This is a genomic window from Pseudomonas sp. TSO6 (assembly GCF_056098905.1).
Map to the genome: position 1 here is coordinate 21,628 of NZ_JBLZWV010000035.1, position 19,100 is coordinate 40,727.

Consider the following 19,100-nt stretch of genomic DNA (forward strand, 5'->3'; position numbering starts at 1 on the left):
ACGCAGAAATCCTGGGGCCGCTGCGCGGCCCTTTCGCGACACAAGGCCGCTCCCACAGTAGGTGTGTGGCGCTTTCGACCTCCGCACTCACAACCCCAACCGCAACGCCTCACCCACCCCGGCGCCACGGACATCGTCCGCCGCGCTGACCAGGGCAAAGTTGTAGGCCCCATGCGACCAGTACCGCGCCTCCAGCTGGCCATCGACCCGCTGCCCGTCCGGCATGCGCCGATACAGCTCGCCCGGTGAGCGCAAGAACAGGCTGATGCGCTGGCCCTTGCCATCCTCAAACACCAGCAGCGCCGCCGGCCCCTGCTCGTTGCTGAGCAAGCGCGCCCCCACCGGTTTGAAGCCATAGCCCGCCAGGTCCGGCAATTGCCCCACGCGGCTGAAATGCCGCCCCAACCAGTCGCGCAACTGCCCCGCATCACTGGCCTGGATATCCAGCGCCTCGCTGCCGGCAAACAAACGGTGCGCCTGGACGGCATCGGCCATGGGCAGGTCGGCGCGTGCCAGGGACGCATCGCGCACCTGCCAGCCGCCCAGCCCTCCCACACCCAATGCCAGCATCACCACCGCCGCTGCGGCCCAACGCCGCTGCCGACGCTGGCGCAATTGCCGACGCAACTGCCCAAGGTCCAGCTGCGCCGCCCCGGGCAGTTCGCCAAACCCGGCCAGCGCCGTACGCAACCGGCGGGCATCGGCGCGCCAGCCTTCCACCCGTGCCGCCGCCTGCGGGTTGGCCGCCAGCCAGGCCTGCACCTCGGCCCGGCGCCCAGGCGCCAGGCGCTCATCGACGTAAGCGTGCAATTCGTCTTCGCTGGGGATCAGGCGCGTCATTTCAGTCTCCGCAAGGCCGGGGGCTGGGGAGTGCCCTCGGTCAGTTCGCGCAAGGCACTGCGGGCGCGCGACAGGCGCGACATCACAGTGCCGATGGGGATGCCCAGGGCCTGGGCGGCTTCCTTGTAACTCAAGCCTTCGATGCTGATAAGCAGCAACAAGGCGCGCTGTTCGGCCGTCAGCCGGGCAAACGCCTTCAAGTCGGCCTGGGCCAGGACAATGGCCTCAAGGCTGGCCCCGACCGGTTCCTCCTCGCGCTCGGCACGGCCGAACCAGGACAGCCAGCGCGCATGCAGGCGGTCGCGGCGCTTACCGTCAAGGAACAGCCGATAGAGGATGGTAAACAGCCAGGCCCGCAGCGCCTCGGCATCGCGTTGCTGGTCGCGTCGGCTGAGGGCCCGCTCGACCGTGGCCTGCACCAGGTCATCGGCGCTGCCCGGCTCGCGGGTCAGCCACACGGCAAAGCGGCGCAGGCGGGCCAGCAGCTCGCGCCACTGGTGGTCGTCCAGATCGTGCATGGCAATGTCCCGGCCTTTTAAGTTGTCATTGTAAAGGCAGACGCCTGCCAGGAAATTCTATTCCCGCCGATGGAATAAGTTTTTCCCTGCCGCGTCGTACTGGCACCTTCACCAAACCGGACGATGACCATGAACTCACCTTTGCACGGCCCGGCGAAAGCCGTGCGCCTGGCTGCCATCGGCGCCGTGATGCTGGCCGCAGGCGCCGGCTTTGCCTACGCCGCCGGCTGGCTCGGCGAAAGCCGGCTGACGCCACAGCGTATCATCGACACCTTCGAGGCCCAGGCCGGGCATTACCCAGGCTACCGGAAGAACCATGCCAAGGGCCTGTGCGTCAGCGGCTACTTCCAGGCCAGCGGGCAGGCCGCCAACCTTTCTACTGCGCGCGTCTTCAGCCAGGCACGCGTGCCGGTGACCGGCCGTTTCGCCATTGGCGGTGCCAACCCGTTCGCACCGGACACCGGCATACCCGTGCGCAGCCTGGCCATTCAGCTGAGTACCGACGACGGGCAGGTATGGCGCACCGGCATGAACAACCCGCCAGTGCTGGCAATCAGCACACCGCAAGGGTTCTACGACCAAGTGCTGGCGAACACGCCAGACCCGGCCACCGGCAAACCGAACCCTGCCAGCCTGCAGGCGTTTTTCGCAGCCCACCCGGAGAGCGCGGCGTTTCGCCAATGGGCGGCGGGCTATAAGCCCAGCAACAGCTTCGCCAGCACCCAGTACCACAGCATCAACGCCTTCCACCTGATCGACGCAGGCGGCGCACGCCACCCGGTGCGCTGGCAGCTTGAGCCGCAAACCGCGTTTGCCGCGCTGCCCACCCAGATCGATGACAAACAGTTTCTGCAACATGACCTGCAGCAACGCCTGGCCCAGGGCCCGTTGCGTTGGACGCTTCGCCTGGTGCTGGCCGAACCCGGCGATGCGGTGGACGACCCTGCCCGGCCCTGGCCTGCCGAGCGGCGCAGCGTAGACGCCGGCACCCTGGTGCTGGAACAGGTCGACGCCCCTGAGCAGGGGGCATGCCGCGATCTCAACTTCGACCCGTTGATCCTGCCCCGAGGCATAGAGGCATCTGCCGACCCGATACTCGCCGCCCGTTCGGCTGCCTACTCGGAATCGTTCAACCGCCGCAGCCGTGAATCGCTCAGCACCGGAGCCCGCCCATGAAACCCGAAGCCTTCCACCCTTTCGCCCGCTTGCTGCACTGGCTGATGGCCGTGCTGATCCTGGCCATGCTGTTCATTGGTGTGAGCATGGTTGCAGACCTGTCGCTACGCCACCCTGTACTGATCGGGTTGCACAAGGCCACCGGCCTGGCACTGCTTGTGCTGGTAGTGCTGCGTATCGGGGTGCGCCTGGCCGTGCCTCACCCACCCTTGCCGCGAGACCTGCCAACCCTGCAGCGCTGGGCCGCCGGGGCATCGCACTTGCTGCTCTATGGCCTGATGCTGGCCATGCCGCTACTGGGCTGGGGCATGCTGTCGGCTGGTGACTACCCTCGCCCGCTGGGCTTGCCCCCCATCGCCCCGCACAACCTGCAACTGTTTGCCGTGTTGCGCCTGGCACACGGCTGGGCCGGCTACCTGTTGTTCGCCACGGTGCTGGTGCATGTGGGTGCAGCCTTGATGCACGCGTGGGTGCGCCGCGACGGCGTGTTGCGTAGCATGTGGCCTGGCCCCCTGCGCCGCAGCGAATGACCTGCAGCAGCCCGGGGCGTTCGAAAATCAATAATCGTTCTTAATAAGATCGGCTTTCTATTTGCCTTATTGCCCTGGACTGCCCTATGAACGTCGCAAAGGATCCTGCAACCCTTAAACCTGCCAGCACCCTGGACCTGCGTCCGCTGCTGCTGGCCAACATGGCCTGTACCATGTCGATGATGGCCTTCGTCGCCCTGATCGGCCCGATTGCCCGCCAACTCGGCATGGCCACCTGGCAGGCCGGCGCTGCCGTAACGGTGGCCGGCGTGGTCTGGGTGCTGCTGGCCCGGCCTTGGGGCCGTGCGGCAGATCGCCTGGGCCGGCGACGTATCCTGTTGCTGGGGACCGCCGGCTTCACCCTGGCTTACTGGCTGTTATGCCTGTTTGTCGAGGGCGCGCTGCGCTGGCTGCCGGGCGCGACCGCAGCGTTCATCGGCCTGATGGTCGCACGCGGCTGCATCGGCGCTTTTTATGCTGCAATCCCGGTAGGCTGCAACGCGCTGATCGCCGACCATGTCGAGCCGCAGCGGCGTGCCCGGGCCATGGCTTCGCTGGGGGCGGCCAACGCTGTCGGCCTGGTAGTAGGGCCGGCACTGGCGGCGCTACTGGCGCGGCATAGCCTGAGCCTGCCTTTCCATATCATGTCGCTGCTGCCGGCCAGTGCCTTCCTCGTGCTGCTGTTCACCCTCAAGCCGCAGGCGCTGCCCCACAACTATGCCCCGAGCCCGGTGCGTTTGAACGACCCACGCCTGCGCCGGCCCTTGCTGGTAGCGTTCAGTGCCATGCTCAGTGTTACCGTGTCGCAGATCATTGTCGGCTTCTTTGCCCTGGACCGCCTGCACCTGGGCCCGGCAGAAGCTGCCCAGGCCGCCGGCATCGCTTTGACCACGGTGGGCGTGGCACTGATGCTGTCACAGGTACTGCTGCGCAAACTGGAATGGCCGCCACTGAAAATGATCCGGGTAGGCGCTACGGTTTCGGCCCTGGGCTTTGCCTGCGGCTCGCTCGCGACCACCGCACCCTGGCTATGGGGCTGCTACTTCGTCGCGGCCGCGGGCATGGGCTTTGTCTTCCCGTCGTTTTCAGCGCTGGCGGCCAACGCCATGCACGCCTCCGAGCAAGGTGCCACAGCCGGTTCCATTGGTGCGGCCCAAGGCATGGGCGCGGTGATCGGTCCACTGGCCGGCACCCTGGTCTATGCCCTCGATCCGCGCCTGCCATTTCTGGCCGTGGCCGCGCTGTTGCTGCTGGTCGGGCTATGGCCGATGCCGCGCGACCAGCGTGCCTGAGAAGCACAGCGCGCAAGCGTGCAGAGTGTGTTTTAATGCGCATCGCTCATTATTTTTTACACCTCTGATTACAAGGCGGCTATGGACACGGGGACGCGACTCAAACTGGTGCGTGAACGCAACAACCTCTCCCAACGGGAACTGGCCCGCCGCAGCGGGCTGACCAATTCGACGATCTCGCAGATCGAGCAGAATCGCGTCAGCCCTTCGGTCAGCTCCCTGAAAAAACTGCTCGAAGGCATTCCCATGAGCCTGGCGGAGTTCTTCAGCTTCGACGAGCCGGTGCGAGAAGAGCGCTTTGTGTTCCGCGGCGGCGAGCAGCCCGATCTGGGCCGAAACGGCCTGCGCATGCTGCTGGTCGGCGCCAGTGTCGAGGGCCGACAGATGCGCATGCTGCGCGAGCTGTATGCACCGGGTGCAGACTCGGGCGAGCCGATCGTGCATGCCGAGGGCGAAGAGTGTGGCCTGGTCACCCGCGGCACCGTGGAGCTGTGGGTCGATGGCCAAGTCAGCGTACTCAACTCGGGCGACGGCTACTACATCCCCACTACCCTGCCGCACAGTTTCAAGAACATCGGCCCGGACGAGGCCGAGATCATCAGCGCCAACACACCGGCGAATTTCTGATCTTGACGCGCAGCGGTACGCCCAACGCCCGAGCCATCTACCAGAGCCTGCGCAACGCGGCCCTGGGCGTGCATCACCTTGAGGTGAGTGCACGCCGCGAAGGCGGTTTGGTCGATGTCGACATCCAGGGTTGGCAATTGACGCTGGCCCTCGATGCCGAAGGCCTGGCGCAGTGCATCAGTTGCCGCTGCCCAGACGGCCAGCAAGCCGGGATCGAGGCGTGGCAGCGCTACGGCACCAACCCGGTCGACCTGCTCAGCCTGTGGGAACGCACTCAGCTCGAGAAGCTGCTGGCCCCCTGACTTAACGCCTCCTCGACAAAGTCCAGGCGATCCTGCCCAAAGAACATTGCCTCACCGACAAAGCAGGTCGGCGCGCCAAACACGCCGCGTTCGACGGCCACCTCGGTGGCCTGCTTGAGCGCTGCTTTCACTTCAGGGTCAGCCGCCAGCGCCTGAAACGCCTGCGGATCGAACCCTGCCTGGCTCAGTGTTTCGTCCAGAACGGCCCTATCGCTCAGGTTGCGGCGCTGCACCCACAGCCCATTGAAAAGCACCGTCAGCAACGCCTCCAACCGGTCTGGCGAGCGCAACTGGGTGCCCATCACCCCGCGCATCAAGGCCAAGGTATTGACCGGAAACCCCGGCGGCAGCCCGAACGGTACCCCATAGCGCGCGGCAAAGCGTGCCAGGTCGGTGAACATGTAGCGCCCCTTGGCCGGGATCATGGCCGGCGAAGCATTGCCGGTAGCCTGGAACACCCCGCCCAGCAGCATGGGCCGCATCTGCAGCGTGGCAGCCTGGCGGGCACACAGGCCTGGCAGCTGGGTCCAGGCCAGGTAGCTGGCCGGGCTGCCCAGGTCAAAATAGAAATCGACAGTCTTGTGCATGGTTACGGTCCTTGCGTGGTGAGAGGGGCTTACCAGCGTTCCATCCAGGGGCGCAGGTCCAGTTCGAACGTCCAGGCGTCTCGGGGCTGGGCGTGCAGGAACCAGTAGCTGTCGGCAATGTGCGCCGGGGCGAGGATGCCGTCCTGGTCCTTGAGGGCATAGCGCTCGGGGAAGCTGTCGCGGATGAAGGCGGTGTCGATGGCCCCGTCCACCACCACATGCGCGACATGGATATTCCGTGGCCCCAACTCTCGCGCCATGCTCTGGGCCAGGGCGCGTAAGCCGTGCTTGGCCCCGGCGAAAGCCGCGAAACCTGCTGCACCCCGGGTGCCAGCGGTGGCGCCGGTGAACAGGATGGTGCCGCGCTCACGCTGGACCATGCGCCGGGCAACCGCCTGAGCGGTAAGAAAGCCGGCGAAGCAGGCCATTTCCCAGATCTTGAAGTACTTGCGCGGGGTTTCCTCAAGGATGCTGCAGGGCACATTGGCGCCGATATTGAAAACAAACGCCTCAATCGGGCCGATATCGCGCTCGATAGTCTCGACCAGCGCTGCAACCTCCTCCTCCTTGCGCGCATCGGAGCCAAAACCATGGGCCTGGCCGCCAGCGGCGCGGATTTCCTCCAGCAGCGGTTGCAGCTTTTCTGCCTGCCGCCGCGTCACGCAGGCAATGTAGCCCTCCCGGGCGAAGCGCTTGGCAATCTCGCCACCGGTAGCGTCGCCCGCACCGATCACCAGCACTACTTTTTGTTGTTCTGACATGCCCGCCCCCATTGGTGAATGATCGTTTAGTAAACGAACGCTATGTTATGATCCCGGTCATCGTCAAGCCCGCCTGCAGAGGCAAGTGAATGCGTTATTCCAACGAACACAAGCAGCAGACCCGCGAACGGTTGCTGAACAGCAGTGGCGCGCTGGCAAAGCGTGGGGGCTTTTCCAGCACTGGCGTCGCCGGGCTGATGAAGGCAATCGGCCTGACCGGCGGCGCCTTTTACAACCACTTCCCTTCCAAGGACGACCTGTTTACCGAGGTGGTACGCCAGGAGCTGCACAACAGCCCACTGGCCCGCCTGGCCACTCAGGGCGCCAGCCGCGAGCGCCTGGGCCGCTGCCTGCAGCAGTACCTGAGCCTAGCCCACCTGCACAACGCCGAAAGCGGCTGCCCGCTGCCGCCGCTGGGTGTGGAAATCGCCCGGGCCGCAGCGCCGGTGCGCGAAGAGGCCGAGCACTGGCTGGTCGAACTGCACCAGGCCTGGAGCGCAACACTGGAGGATGATCAACTGGCCTGGGTGCTGATCAGCCAGTGCGTAGGTGCATTGATGGTCGGGCGCATGCTGGCCACTGAGCGCGTGCAGTCGCAGGTGCTGGACGCAAGCCGCCAGTTTGTCGAAAAGGCCTTGCATGAAGTGGATTAGCCTGCTGCTGGGCCTGACCCTGGCGCTGCCCGCGCTTGCCGAACAAGCGTGCCCACCAGGGCAATACCAGGTGTGCCTGATGGGCTGTTTTTGTGCGCCGATAGACCCTGGGCAGGCCGGCCAGATTCTCAAGGACGTGGAGGTCATGGCCACGTCCAGCCTGACGTTCGCCTTGCGCCAGGCCAGGGATGAGGCCACCGCCAGCGGCGTCGAACCGATCCCGCTGCATATCCGTGCGCAGCTAGAAACATGGTACGACTTTGCCGTGCTCGATGCGGTGCGCTTCCGGGTGGGTGACGAACAGCAGATGAGCGCAGCCAACGCGCTGCTGCAGAACCCCGACGTAAACGCCGTGACGCTGATCGACACGATCATCTTCCGCCGGGCCGGCGATGCCGAGGACAACGTGGCCCTGTGGGCGCACGAGCTCAAGCATGTGCAGCAGTATCAGGAGCTGGGCGTGGAGGAATTTGCCCGGCGCTATACGCGCAATTATGACGACCTGGAGGGGCCGGCCTACCAGATCGAGGCCGAAGTCGGCAAGGCGCTGCGCGAACGCGCTTCGGGGCAGGCCCGCTGATATCAGCTACTACGCGATCTCTGTGTGTGAGCGGCCTTGTGTCGCGATGGGCTGCAAAGCAGCCCCTATTTCAGTATCGCTGCGGATATCGCCGGGGCTGCCTTGCAGCCCATCGCGACACAAGGCCACTCCTACAGGGGACCGCGCATGCGCTCAGGACGCCGCCGAAGCCTCTTCAGCGTCCTGCTCACGGCTGGCATAACGCTGCGCCAGCACCGCGCAGACCATCAGCTGGATCTGGTGGAACAGCATCAGCGGCAGGATCATCGCGCCAATACCGCTGCCCACGAACAACACCTGGGCCATGGGCACGCCCGTAGCCAGGCTCTTCTTGGAGCCGGCAAACAAAATGGTGATGCGGTCCTCAAGGTCGAAGCCCAATGCCTTGCCAAGCACGCGGGTGCCAAACAGCACCACCGCCAGCAGGATCCCGCACACGACGAACAACCCGGCCAGGTGCTGCGGCGATACCGTGTGCCACAAGCCCGTGACCACGGCTTCGCTGAAGGCGGTATACACCACCAGCAGGATCGAACCCTGGTCCACCACCTTGAGCCAGCGCGCATTGCGCTTGACCCAGGCGCCGATCCAGCGCCGCGCAATCTGCCCGGCAACGAACGGTACCAGCAGTTGCAGGGTGATCTTCAGCACGGCATCCAGGCCAGAACCGGTGTCACCACTGGCACCCAGCAACATCATCACCAGCAAGGGGGTCAGGAAGATGCCCAGCAGGCTGGATGCCGCCGCGCTGCAAATGGCTGCAGGCACATTACCGCGGGCCAGCGAGGTGAAGGCGATGGCCGACTGCACCGTGGCCGGCAAGGCGCACAGGTAGAGCACGCCCAAGTACAACTCGTTACCCACCAGCGGCACGAACAGCGGCTTGAACGCCAGGCCAAGCAGCGGGAACATCACGAACGTGCAAGAGAACACCAGCAGGTGCAGGCGCCAGTGCCCGGCGCCGGCAATGATCGCCTCACGCGACAGCTTGGCGCCATGCAGGAAGAACAACAGGCCGATGGCCAGGTTAGTCAGCCAGCCGAAATACACCGCACCATCGCCCGAGCAAGGCAGCACGGTGGCGATCAGAACGACCCCGAGCAAAGCCAGGGTGAAATTGTCGAATAACATCCGCAAATACTTCATCACAGTGTCCGTCTTGTCATTGTGCAAAGGCAGACGATAAGGTCTACGGCTTTTCGGCGCTAACGCCGGAACCCCCATCGGTATCGCTCAACGGACACGTTCCGCACAAGGACCCGCTCATGCCCCTCTCCCGCCCGGCCGCGCTAGCGGCTGTCATCGCACTGGTTCTGGGCCACACCGGCGCCCAGGCCGACGACCAGTTGCAAGCCAAGGTCGACCAGATCATCCGCCCGTTGATGCAGGAACAAGGTATCAGCGGGATGGCCGTGGCGATCTACGCCCGCGACCATGCGCACTATTTCAGCTATGGCGTGGCCAGCAAGGCCGACAATGTGCCCGTCAGCCGAGACACGCTGTTCGAGATCGGGTCGCTGAGCAAGACCTACACCGCCACCTTGGCCGCGCTGGCCAGCGCCGAGGGCAAGCTGGACCTTGAGGCCCCGGCCAAGCGCTACCATCCGGCACTGGCGGGGGCGCCCATCGGTGATGCGACGGTGCTGGAACTGGGCGCTTACAGTGCCGACTGCCTGCCCTTGCAGTTCCCCGATGCGGTGCAGACACCGCAGCAAGTCGTCGATTTCTTCCGCCACTGGCAACCCCGTGCCAAACCCGGCACCCAGCGCTGCTATTCGAACCCCAGCCTTGGCCTGTTCGGTGACCTGGCCGCCCGCGCGCAGCATCAACCGTTTTCTACACTGATGACCGAGGGCCTGCTGGCTAAAATGGGCCTGAAAAACACCTACCTGCACGTCCCGGCCAGTGCTCAGGGGCTTTATGCCCAAGGTTACGACGCCGCCGACAAACCGGTGCGCGTCGGCCCCGGCTCGTACGCCGACGAGGCCTACGGCATCAAGACCAGCGCCAGCGACCTGCTGCAGTACGTGCGGCTGCACATGCAGCCGCAGGGCCTGCCACCGGCACTTGCAAAAGCAACCGCCATTACCCAGCAGGGCTACTTCCAGGTCGGCAGCATGACCCAGGGCCTGGGCTGGGAACGTTATCCCTACCCGGTCACGCTGGGTACCCTGGTAGACGGCAACAGCGCGCGGATGATCCGTGAACCGCATGCAACCACGCGCTTGCAACCGGCCCTGCCGCCGCTGCCAGCGGCCTGGTACAACAAGACCGGTGCAACCAACGGTTTCGGTGCATACGCCGCTTTTGTGCCCAGTGAAAAGCTGGCAGTCGTGTTGCTGGCGAATCGAAATTACCCGAACGAAGAGCGAGTTCGTGCAGCCTTCAAGATACTGTCCGGGCTGTAGTGCGAGCAGCGATTGTCGAACAAAACGACAGAAATGTAGTGGGTAAAAAAATTCACTACAAAACCATTGACGCCGCTCATCGCCCTTGTGCATGATGAAGCCGTCTCCCTGATCGGGAGCGGTGGCAAGGGTGTTCCAGACGGCTTGCGCGGTAACGCAGGCCGTCCGTGGAGAGGGAACTGTCCAAAAGGCAGCGTGAGAAAGCCCCTGTTGCGATGCTGCTGTAGCAGCGTTGGTAGTGCGCTACACCGTGTTAGCGCCAACTGTGAAAATCACCTACGAATGGGTAATGGGGGCTTTATGATGAACTTGAACAACAATCCGACTATCGATCAACTGGCGCAGCTGTTCGCCGTACGCAAGGACAGCCTTGACGATCACTTGCTGTGGGTCAGCCAAACCGGTGAGGTGCGGCTCGACCGCCTGCCACCGAACACGATCGAAGATGAATTTGAAGAGCACCTGCCCAGCATGCGTGCCCGCTTCAAGGTCTACCGCCGTGGCCAAGGCTACGTCGGCAAGAAGGCCGCCGCCGACACCGAGTTCGTTGGCCGCGTCCTGCAGACCCTGCAACAAGAATGGCCCGCCGCCCGTGAGCGGCAGGCAGTCAAGGTGATCGAACCGCTTAACTGAGGGTTCTCACCCTTAACCAAGCCCGGCCCGCATAGGCCGGGCTTTTTCATGCCTGGCGCCGCTGGCGGCGGCTTTGCGGCAATGGCAAGGCCCCGGTAGCCATCGCGCGGGCACGGTCCACACCCCATACCAGGGCGCGGGTCATGGTCTCCCCTGGCCGCGCAGGGTAGTACTCCTCCAGCAATGCCCGCCCATCCCCGGCATACAACCCCAAAAACAGCTGAGTCGCCCCCAGACGTGACAAGCGCACCTGCACATCCAGCGTGGTGCCGTCACTGAGGACTTCGTCGTGGCTGCGGCTGTGCAACTGGGCGTCGGCCCACTGCCAATAAGTCTGTTCCCTGACGCGCATGAGCATTCAATCCTCCGTTGCTGGAATGCCCCGACAGAAAACCACAACCTCACCCAGCCGGCGAGCGCAACCCGGCAATGCCATGAGGCGGATCAATAAAGCGCAATAAAAACCCCGCCATCGGGCGGGGTTATGTACTGGGGCGGGATCACTTCTTCAGCGGAACCCGCGGCATGAAGCGGCCTTTTTTACTGCGCTGCAGATGTGCAGGCTGGAGCTGTTCGGAATCATCCAGCGTCATGTGGGCGAACCCCAGGCGGAAGGCCGCCTGGCCGCAACGCACTTGGCTGTTGATCGGGAACGCATCGTTCAGGTCTTCGAAAAAGGATTCGCTCATGCCCTGTCTCCCTCCAGTGGCAGTCGCGCCGGCAACCAGAAGAGTCGCCCAGAAAACGCGGCCTGTGAAAAAGAGACTAGCTGGTCATTTGCGGACCGCCCGGACAAGAGCCTTGCAGCCGACCAGTGGCAGACTGCTCTACTTCAGGCGCACCGCGGTGCCGGTGGCAAATACCACCACCATGCCACCCTGCACCGACGGCATGCTGATCTCGAAATCCACACCCACTACCGCGTCGGCGCGCAACTGCAGTGCCCGCGCCTTGAGTTCTTCGGTGGCCTGCTCGCGTGCTTCACGCAGGGCGCTTTCCAAGGTTTGCGAGCGGCCGCCAAAAAAGTCGCGAAAACGCGCAAAGAAATCGCGTACGAAATTGATGCCCTGCACCGATTCGGAGCTGACCACGCCCAGGTATTCGGCAATCGGGCGCCCTTCGAGCTGGCTGGTGGTGGAAATGATCATGAAAGCGCTCCGTAGGCCTGGATAAAGAGGCCGATTCTAACAGAGCGCCGAGCAGCCTATTTGCGCGGTTTACGCGCTGACTGCCCGCAACCTTTGCCCGATACGCGCGCCGAACACGTTCACCAGCAACCCCGCCATCACCAGCAAGGCGCCCCAGCCCTGGATGGCGGTCAGGCGTTCGCCCAGCAACAGCGCCGATGAACTCAAGCCAATCACGGGTACCAGCAGCGAGAACGGTGCCACCTTGCCGGCCGGGTGGCGCGACAGCAGCTTGCTCCACAGGCTGTAGCCGAGCATGGTGGCGACAAAGGCCAGGTACACCAGGGCCAGCACCGAGCTCCAGCTGATGTTGGCCAGCGCATGGCCGATCCGCTCGGGCCCTTCCAGCCACCAGGACAACGCCAGGAACGGCAGTGGCGGTATCAGCCCGCCCCAGATCACCAATGCCACCAGGTCAACCGAGCCAAAACGCCGGGTGATGATGTTGCCCATGCCCCACATGGCACCAGCGCACAAGGTCAGTACCAGTGCCAGCAGGGGCACATGGCCGCCATCTTCGCTGCCAATCAACGCCAGGCCGCTGGCCGCTACCAGCAGCCCCAGTACACTGGCCAGGCGCAGCCGTTCACCGAGAAACAGCGCGGCAAAACCCAGGGTAAAGAATGCCTGAGACTGCAGGATCAACGAAGCCAGCCCAGGCGGCATGCCGCTGTACATGGCCTGGAACAGGAAGGCAAACTGACCCAGCGAAATCGTCGCGCCGTAGGCGATCAACCAGCGCCAGGGCAGTTTCGGCCGCCTGACCAGCAAGATTGCCGGAAACGCCACCAACAAGAAGCGCAGCGCCCCCAGCAACATCGGCGGCAAGCCATCGAGGCCTACCTTGATGACCACAAAGTTGACTCCCCAGGCGACGATCACCACCAGGGCGATGAGCAGGTCCTTAAGCGGCATTGCAGCGTCCTTCCTCAGGCTTTATATACATATTTCGTTACAGCATAAGACGATTCCCTCAAATGGGACCATTACAGTTGCGACCAAGGGTTGCGCAACAGTGACTGTTCCTGGCCGCCTGGACGGAGCTCAATCCTGATAACCAGGCGCTACCCGCTCCAGCATCCGCAACAATGCCGCCCACGCCAGCTGTAGCGCATCCGGGTCGGTCAGCTCACCCTGCTTCAACCCCCTCCCCGGCGCGTTGAACTGCCGCTCGGTATGCGCGCACACTTCAGCCGGCGGCAGTATCACTTGCCCGGCACTCTGCGCCGCCAACTGGATCTCACAGGCCTTCTCCAGGTAGTACATGCGCAGAAATGCTTCGGCCACGCTACCCCCGGTGGCCAGGAGGCCATGGTTGCGCAGGATCATCACCGGCTTGTCGCCCAGGTCGGCCACCAACCGCTGCTGCTCGTCCATATCCAGCGCGATACCTTCATAGGCGTGGTAAGCCACTCGGCCGTAAAACTCCATGGACATCTGGTTGACCGGCAGCAGCCCGCACTCCAGCGCAGCCACCGCGCAGCCTGCACGGGTGTGGGTGTGCAGCACGCAGTGGGCGTCCTCGCGGGCGGCATGAATGGCGCTGTGAATGACGAAGCCAGCCGGGTTGACCGGGTGCGGCGAAGGTTCGACCGGCCTCCCCTGCAGGTCGATCTTCACCAGGCTGGAGGCCGTGATTTCGTCGAACAGCAGGCCGTACGGGTTGATCAGGAAGTGATGCTCCGGCCCTGGCAGGCGCAGGGATATGTGGGTGAAGATCAGGTCGCTCATGCGAAAATGCGCGATCAGCCGATAACAGGCGGCGAGTTCCTGGCGCAGGCGCTGCTCGGTGGCGTTCATGGTCGTTATCTCTGTAGATGAAGCTGCCTGAAACTACTTGCTCGCCCAAGCATTGAAGCGCTGTTCCAGCTCTTCACCATGGTCGACCCAGAATTCCACATTCATCGCCAGCGCCCCTTGCAGGTTCTGCGGCGCAGTGGGTACCCAGCTGGCCAAGGCCGGGTCCAGCCTGGCAGCTGCCTGGGTGTTGGTCGGCCCATAGGGAATCTGCTGCACATAGCGCACCTGGGTATCAGGCTGGTTGGCATAGGCAATCAATCGCTTGGCCTGGTCGACATGCCGCGAGCCTTTGATGATGGCCCAGTAGTCCATGCCATACAGGCTCCCAGGCCATACCACGGCCAGCGGGCTACCTTGTTGCGCCGCCACGGCGATGCGCCCGCTGTAGGTCGAAGTCATTACCACATCACCTGCAGCCAGCCACTGCGCAGGCTGGGCGCCGGCGTCCCACCACTGGATATAGGGCTTGAGTTCGCTGAGCTTGGCGAACGCACGCTCAACCCCGGCCGGCGTCGACAGCACCTTGTAGACGTCCTCCACCTTCACCCCATCGGCCAGCAGCGCGAACTCCAGGTTGTACACCGCACGCTTGCGCAAGCCGCGCTTGCCCGGGTACTTGTTCACGTCCCAGAAGTCGGCCCACGAGGCCGGTGCCTCAGCCAGCTTGTTGCGGTCGTAGGCGATGGCCACGCTCCACACCAGCGCAGCCGAACCGCAGTCCTGAGCTGCGTCGGGGATCAACTCGGCGCCATGGCCCAGGCGCTGCCAGTCAAGGTGCTCGTAGACCCCCTCTTCACAGCCGCGCATCAAGTCCGGCCCCTCGATCTGCACCACGTCCCAATCGACGTTGCCGGTGTCGGCCATCACCTGGATCCGCGCCATCTCGCCGTTGTATTCGCTCTGGATCAGCTTGCTGCCATCCTGGGCACTGAAGGGCTTGAAGATGGCCTCGTCCTGGGCCTTCTGGCCGGCGCCGCCATAGCCCACCACAACCATCTGCGGCGCGGCTTGCGCGCTGCCCAGGCCAAGGGCAAACAACGTTGCGCAAAGGCCAGGAACACGGGGTATTACCTGCATCGTAGCTTCCTCCTGCCGGTGCCCCAAGGGCCCGTTTTCTTGTTGTTGTGAGGTCACACCCTCGCGGTGAGGGTGATCAAAACCTAGTCGCGCGCCAGTAAAAAAACAAGTTGATTTTTTACTGGCGCTACACTTTCATAAACAAAACAAGAACAACACCGCACCGGAGCCGCCTGCATGCAAACCGCCTTCCCTCACTTGTTCGAAGCTTTGCAAATTCGCGGCAAACGCTTGAAGAACCGCATCATGTCCACCGGCCACGACACCTGCCTGCCCACCGACAACCTGGTCAACGACAAACTGATCGCCTACCAGCGCGACCGCGCAGCCGGTGGCGTAGGCTTGATCGTGTTGCAGGTTGCGGGTGTGCATGACAGCGCCCGCTACACCTCGCACGTGCTCATGGCCACCGACGATGCCTGCATCGACGGCTACCGACAGCTCGCCGAGGCCTGCCATGCACACGGCACCGTGGTGCTGTCGCAACTGTTTCACCCCGGCCGGGAGATCATGGAATCGGCGGACGGCCTGCTGGCGGTTGCCTACTCCGCGTCTTCAGTACCCAACGAACGCTTCCGGGTGATGCCCCGCGCACTGGACCAGCCGATGATCGACGACATTGTCCAGGGCTACGCCAGTGCGGCCCGCCGCCTGCACCAGGCCGGGCTGGATGGCGTCGAAGTAGTGGCCAGCCATGGCTACCTGCCCTCGCAGTTCCTTAACCCGCGGGTGAACCTGCGCAGCGACGGCTACAACGGCAGCCTGGAACAGCGCCTGAGGTTCCTGCGTGAAGTGCTGGCCGGCGTTCGCGCCGCCACCGACGAGCAGTTCATCATCGGCCTGCGCATCAGCGCCGACGAGCGCGACAGCCAAGGGTTGAGCGAGGATGAGTCGCTGGCCGCTGCGGTTGCCCTGCAGGGCCAGCTCGACTACCTGCACATCGTCGCTGGCACTTCGGCGTCCCTGGGCGGCGCCGTGCACATCGTCCCGCCTATGGCCATCGAGGCGGCTTACCTGGCCCGAGAAGCGGGAACCTTCAAGCAGCAACTGGACATTCCGTTGTTCGTTACCGGGCGCATCAACCAGCCCCAGGAAGCCGAACTGATCCTGGCCCGCGGCCAGGCGGATGTCTGCGGCATGACCCGTGCACTGATCTGCGACCCGCTGATGCCGAGCAAGACCGAACGCGGCCAGGTCGAAGATGTACGCGCCTGCATTGCCTGCAACCAGGCCTGCATCGGCCACTTTCATCGCGGCTTGGCCATCTCCTGCATCCAGCGGCCAGAAACCGGCCGCGAATTGCAGTACGGGCAGCTGACGCCCACCACCACGCCCAAACGTATCCTCGTCGCCGGTGGCGGCCCGGCCGGCATGAAGGCCGCCGCCGTGGCCGCCGCCCGTGGGCACCAGGTAACGCTGTACGAAGCCGGCCCGCAGCTCGGTGGCCAGGTGCTGCTGGCCCAATTGCTACCGCGGCGCAGCGAGTTCGGCGGCGCCAACACCAACCTGCAACGGGAAATGGCCCTGGCCGGTGTGGAAGTCGTGCGCAACACCCGGGTCGACCGCGCCCTGGTCGAGCGCGAACGCCCCGACCTGGTCATTGCCGCTACCGGCGCTACCCCCTATTGGCCGGCGTTCGAGCGCAGCGGCGAGCTGCAGGTGGTGGACGCCTGGCAAGTACTGCGCAACGAAGTGAAGCTGGGGCGTTCGGTGCTGGTGATCGACTGGCGCTGCGACTGGATCGGCCCTGGCATCGCCGAACGCCTGGTGCGCGAGGGGCACCAGGTGCAGTTGGCAGTCAACGGTACCCACTGCGGTGAAAACCTGCCGCTGTACGTGCGTGATCAGCTGGCCGGCGAGCTGCATCGCCTGGGCATCCCCATCACCCCTTACGCGCGCTTGTATGGCAGCGACGACAACACGGTGTACTTGCAGCACACCGCCAGCGGCGAACCGATGATCTTCGAGGGCATCGACACCCTGGTGCTGTGCATGGGCCATCAGCCGGAAGACAGCCTGGCCAGCGAGCTGGCCGGCCTGGTAGAAGTGCGGCGCGTTGGCGACTGCCTGGCACCACGTACCGCGGAAGAAGCGATTCACGACGGCTTGACGGTTGCCTGGTCGCTCTGAGGCTGTACATACTGCGGCTTTTGCGATGGACCGACGTGCATGAGCCAACTCCCCCAGCCCCCCGCCAGCGAAGCCGGGGGCGCCGCGCCGCAGTTCCTGGGCACACGCATCCGCGGCCTGCGCAAGCGCCGCGGCATGACCCTGGCGGAGCTGGCCGCGCACAGTGAACTGACCGCCGGCTACATCAGCCAACTGGAGCGCAACCTTTCCTACCCGTCGATCCCGGCGCTGTTCAACATCGCCCGCAGCCTGGGTGTGACCATCCAGTGGTTCTTCGCCAGCGAAGCCACCACTGCACCAGAGGACCAGGGCTATGTGGTGCGGCGCAACAGCCGCCTGAGCGTGCACTATGAAGATGGCATCGTCGATCAACTGCTCACCCCCCAGCCCAACCGCCAGCTGGAGATCCTGCACTCCCGCTTCCCCCCCGGCACCTACAGCCAGCAAAGCTACAGCCATGAGGGTGAAGAAGCCGGCTACATCCTGAGTGGCAGCTTCGAGCTTTGGGTGGGCGAACGGCACTTCCAGCTGGGTGAAGGCGACAGTTTCAGCTTCTCCAGCCAGGAGCCCCATCGCTACGGCAACCCCGGCGAGGTGGATGCCGTGGTGATCTGGGTGATCACGCCGCCAACATTCTGAAGCACTCCTGCAGGCGTTCGTAACACCGTTGACCTGCAATACGGTCTACCTTGTCCACCGAACTTGAAAAGGAGCACAACCATGAAGCAGATCCTGATCATTGGCGCGGGCTTTGCCGGCCTGTGGAGCGCACTCAGCGCCATCCGCCAGCTTGACCTCAACGGTAGCAAGGAGGTCGAGGTCACCTTGCTCGCCCCCCAGGCCGAACTGCATGTGCGCCCGCGCTTCTACGAGCCCAACGTTCACACCATGGCCGCGCCGCTGCAGGACCTGCTTGATGCCGTCAACGTTCGCTTCGTGCAAGGCACGGCATTCCAAATTGATGAAGCGGCCCGCCGGGTCAGCTACCGTACCCGCAGCGGCACCCAGTGCGCCCTGCCCTACGACCGCCTTATCATGGCCTGCGGCAGTGTGCTCAACCGGCCTGACATGGTCGGTATCGAGCACGTTTTCGACGTCGACAAGATCGACAGCGCTGCGCGGCTGGAAACCCATCTCAAGTCGCTGGCCAGCCTGCCCGACACGCCGGCGCGCAATACCGTGGTGGTGGCCGGTGGCGGTTTTACAGGTATCGAGACGGCCACCGAGCTGCCGGCACGGCTACGGGAAATCCTCGGTGAGGACGCAGCGTTGCGTGTGGTCGTCATCGACCGCGGCGCCAGGATGGGTGCTGCGTTGGGAGACGGCATCCGCCCAGCCATCGAACAGGCTTGCGCGGCGCTGGGTGTGGAATGGGTGTGCGGTGCCACGGTCGCTTCGGTTGACCCAGCCGGTGTGTTGCTGGACAACGGCCAGCGCATCGACGCCAATACCGTGGTGTGGACGGTGGGCTTCAAGGCCAACCCGCTCACCGAACAGATCACCGGCGAGCGTGACCGCCTGGGGCGCCTGCACGTGGATGGCAACCTGAAGGTCAAGGGCAATGATGCGGTATACGCAGCCGGTGATGTGGCCTATGCCGCCTGTGACGAGCTAGGCAATTACGCAGTGATGTCCTGCCAGCATGCGATTCCGCTGGGGCGCCATGCGGGCAACAATGCCGCTGCCGAGCTGATTGGCGTGGCACCCATGACCTACAGCCAGCCCAAGTACGTGACGTGCCTGGACCTGGGCGCCTGGGGCGCGGTGTATACCGAGGGGTGGGAGCGCACGGTGTCGCCACCGGAGGACAAGGCCGAGGCCAAGGCGCTGAAAGCGCAGATCAACACGGTATGGATCTACCCACCAGCGGCCGATCGCACTGCGGCTTTGGCGGCTGCCGACCCAACCATCCCGGTCGCCTGAAACGGCCTCATCGCCGGCAAGCCAGCTCCCACAGGTACCGCACATGACTCGAAGTCGATGCGTACGGTGTGGGAGC

The 19,100-nt window shown here is 64.3% G+C and carries 23 protein-coding genes; 12 read left to right on the top strand and 11 right to left on the bottom strand.

Annotation, left to right across the window (positions count from 1 at the left end):
* Positions 1-87: 87 nt before the first annotated feature.
* Entirely contained in the window at positions 88-840 is a 753-nt protein-coding gene (locus ACN6NG_RS15860) for an anti-sigma factor family protein (RefSeq protein ID WP_197897743.1), read from the bottom strand.
* Positions 837-1,358 (bottom strand): sigma-70 family RNA polymerase sigma factor, encoded by a 522-nt coding sequence (locus ACN6NG_RS15865; protein WP_353455685.1) that lies wholly within the window; start codon positions 1,356-1,358, stop codon positions 837-839. Before ACN6NG_RS15865 ends, ACN6NG_RS15860 begins: the two co-directional genes overlap by 4 nt.
* 123 nt (positions 1,359-1,481) lie before the next feature.
* Here ACN6NG_RS15865 and ACN6NG_RS15870 point away from each other — a divergent pair, with 123 nt between their 5' ends.
* The 5 genes from ACN6NG_RS15870 to ACN6NG_RS15890 all read left to right on the top strand — a co-directional run bounded on the left by ACN6NG_RS15870 (position 1,482) and on the right by ACN6NG_RS15890 (position 5,285).
* Entirely contained in the window at positions 1,482-2,534 is a 1,053-nt protein-coding gene (locus ACN6NG_RS15870; protein WP_197897742.1) for a catalase family peroxidase, read from the top strand.
* Entirely contained in the window at positions 2,531-3,064 is a 534-nt protein-coding gene (locus ACN6NG_RS15875) for a cytochrome b (protein WP_353455684.1), read from the top strand. The genes ACN6NG_RS15870 and ACN6NG_RS15875 overlap by 4 nt, the downstream gene beginning before the upstream one ends.
* Positions 3,065-3,150: 86 nt before the next feature.
* Positions 3,151-4,356, top strand: coding sequence for an MFS transporter (locus ACN6NG_RS15880; protein ID WP_063423589.1), 1,206 nt, complete (start codon positions 3,151-3,153; stop codon positions 4,354-4,356).
* An 81-nt stretch (positions 4,357-4,437) separates the two neighbouring features.
* Positions 4,438-4,983 (top strand): cupin domain-containing protein, encoded by a 546-nt coding sequence (locus ACN6NG_RS15885; protein ID WP_063423590.1) that lies wholly within the window; start codon positions 4,438-4,440, stop codon positions 4,981-4,983.
* A 2-nt stretch (positions 4,984-4,985) separates the two neighbouring features.
* Complete coding sequence (locus tag ACN6NG_RS15890; protein WP_169725124.1) at positions 4,986-5,285, top strand: DUF7693 family protein; 300 nt, start codon at positions 4,986-4,988, stop codon at positions 5,283-5,285.
* Here the strand turns inward: ACN6NG_RS15890 and ACN6NG_RS15895 are convergent.
* Together ACN6NG_RS15895 and ACN6NG_RS15900 are read right to left on the bottom strand one after the other, a co-directional pair.
* Positions 5,258-5,872 (bottom strand): 2-hydroxychromene-2-carboxylate isomerase, encoded by a 615-nt coding sequence (locus tag ACN6NG_RS15895; protein WP_063423591.1) that lies wholly within the window; start codon positions 5,870-5,872, stop codon positions 5,258-5,260. The genes ACN6NG_RS15890 and ACN6NG_RS15895 overlap by 28 nt on opposite strands.
* A 29-nt stretch (positions 5,873-5,901) precedes the next feature.
* Positions 5,902-6,633 (bottom strand): SDR family oxidoreductase, encoded by a 732-nt coding sequence (locus ACN6NG_RS15900; RefSeq protein WP_063423592.1) that lies wholly within the window; start codon positions 6,631-6,633, stop codon positions 5,902-5,904.
* Positions 6,634-6,722: 89 nt separating this feature from the next.
* Here ACN6NG_RS15900 and ACN6NG_RS15905 point away from each other — a divergent pair, with 89 nt between their 5' ends.
* Both ACN6NG_RS15905 and ACN6NG_RS15910 read left to right on the top strand, forming a co-directional pair.
* Positions 6,723-7,286 carry a TetR/AcrR family transcriptional regulator gene (locus ACN6NG_RS15905; RefSeq protein WP_258910068.1) on the top strand — a complete coding sequence of 188 codons (564 nt, stop codon included), beginning with the start codon at positions 6,723-6,725 and terminating at the stop codon, positions 7,284-7,286.
* Positions 7,273-7,866, top strand: a complete 594-nt coding sequence (locus tag ACN6NG_RS15910) for an eCIS core domain-containing protein (protein WP_063423594.1) — start codon at positions 7,273-7,275, stop codon at positions 7,864-7,866. The genes ACN6NG_RS15905 and ACN6NG_RS15910 overlap by 14 nt, the downstream gene beginning before the upstream one ends.
* Before the next feature lie 153 nt (positions 7,867-8,019).
* Here the strand turns inward: ACN6NG_RS15910 and ACN6NG_RS15915 are convergent, their stop codons facing one another.
* Positions 8,020-9,012: a bile acid:sodium symporter family protein gene (locus tag ACN6NG_RS15915; RefSeq protein WP_016500006.1), complete on the bottom strand. Its 993-nt coding sequence runs from the start codon at positions 9,010-9,012 to the stop codon at positions 8,020-8,022.
* A gap of 119 nt (positions 9,013-9,131) precedes the next feature.
* Here ACN6NG_RS15915 and ampC point away from each other — a divergent pair, with 119 nt between their 5' ends.
* Together ampC and ACN6NG_RS15925 are read left to right on the top strand one after the other, a co-directional pair.
* Positions 9,132-10,274 (top strand): class C beta-lactamase, encoded by a 1,143-nt coding sequence (gene ampC, locus ACN6NG_RS15920; RefSeq protein ID WP_063423595.1) that lies wholly within the window; start codon positions 9,132-9,134, stop codon positions 10,272-10,274.
* 300 nt (positions 10,275-10,574) lie between these two features.
* Positions 10,575-10,907, top strand: a complete 333-nt coding sequence (locus ACN6NG_RS15925; RefSeq protein WP_016486521.1) for a hypothetical protein — start codon at positions 10,575-10,577, stop codon at positions 10,905-10,907.
* 46 nt (positions 10,908-10,953) lie between these two features.
* Here the strand turns inward: ACN6NG_RS15925 and ACN6NG_RS15930 are convergent, their stop codons facing one another.
* The 6 genes from ACN6NG_RS15930 to ACN6NG_RS15955 all read right to left on the bottom strand — a co-directional run bounded on the left by ACN6NG_RS15930 (position 10,954) and on the right by ACN6NG_RS15955 (position 14,971).
* Entirely contained in the window at positions 10,954-11,265 is a 312-nt protein-coding gene (locus tag ACN6NG_RS15930) for a hypothetical protein (RefSeq protein WP_016500009.1), read from the bottom strand.
* Positions 11,266-11,407: 142 nt separating this feature from the next.
* Entirely contained in the window at positions 11,408-11,596 is a 189-nt protein-coding gene (locus tag ACN6NG_RS15935; RefSeq protein ID WP_003253897.1) for a hypothetical protein, read from the bottom strand.
* Between the two features lie 138 nt (positions 11,597-11,734).
* Positions 11,735-12,055 carry a YbjQ family protein gene (locus ACN6NG_RS15940; protein WP_016500011.1) on the bottom strand — a complete coding sequence of 107 codons (321 nt, stop codon included), beginning with the start codon at positions 12,053-12,055 and terminating at the stop codon, positions 11,735-11,737.
* 69 nt (positions 12,056-12,124) lie between these two features.
* Positions 12,125-13,009 carry an EamA family transporter gene (locus ACN6NG_RS15945; protein ID WP_197897735.1) on the bottom strand — a complete coding sequence of 295 codons (885 nt, stop codon included), beginning with the start codon at positions 13,007-13,009 and terminating at the stop codon, positions 12,125-12,127.
* 129 nt (positions 13,010-13,138) lie between these two features.
* Positions 13,139-13,894, bottom strand: a complete 756-nt coding sequence (locus tag ACN6NG_RS15950; RefSeq protein WP_063423597.1) for a class II aldolase/adducin family protein — start codon at positions 13,892-13,894, stop codon at positions 13,139-13,141.
* 33 nt (positions 13,895-13,927) lie between these two features.
* Positions 13,928-14,971 (bottom strand): ABC transporter substrate-binding protein, encoded by a 1,044-nt coding sequence (locus ACN6NG_RS15955; RefSeq protein ID WP_353455678.1) that lies wholly within the window; start codon positions 14,969-14,971, stop codon positions 13,928-13,930.
* Between the two features lie 177 nt (positions 14,972-15,148).
* Between ACN6NG_RS15955 and ACN6NG_RS15960 the strand changes: the two genes are divergently transcribed.
* From ACN6NG_RS15960 to ACN6NG_RS15970, 3 genes are all read left to right on the top strand, one after another.
* Entirely contained in the window at positions 15,149-17,101 is a 1,953-nt protein-coding gene (locus ACN6NG_RS15960) for an oxidoreductase (protein WP_474314979.1), read from the top strand.
* A gap of 39 nt (positions 17,102-17,140) precedes the next feature.
* On the top strand, positions 17,141-17,740 hold the full coding sequence (locus tag ACN6NG_RS15965) for a helix-turn-helix domain-containing protein (protein ID WP_049277028.1): 600 nt from the start codon (positions 17,141-17,143) through the stop codon (positions 17,738-17,740).
* Positions 17,741-17,821: 81 nt separating this feature from the next.
* On the top strand, positions 17,822-19,024 hold the full coding sequence (locus ACN6NG_RS15970) for an NAD(P)/FAD-dependent oxidoreductase (protein WP_474314981.1): 1,203 nt from the start codon (positions 17,822-17,824) through the stop codon (positions 19,022-19,024).
* The last annotated feature ends 76 nt before the right edge of the window (positions 19,025-19,100 follow it).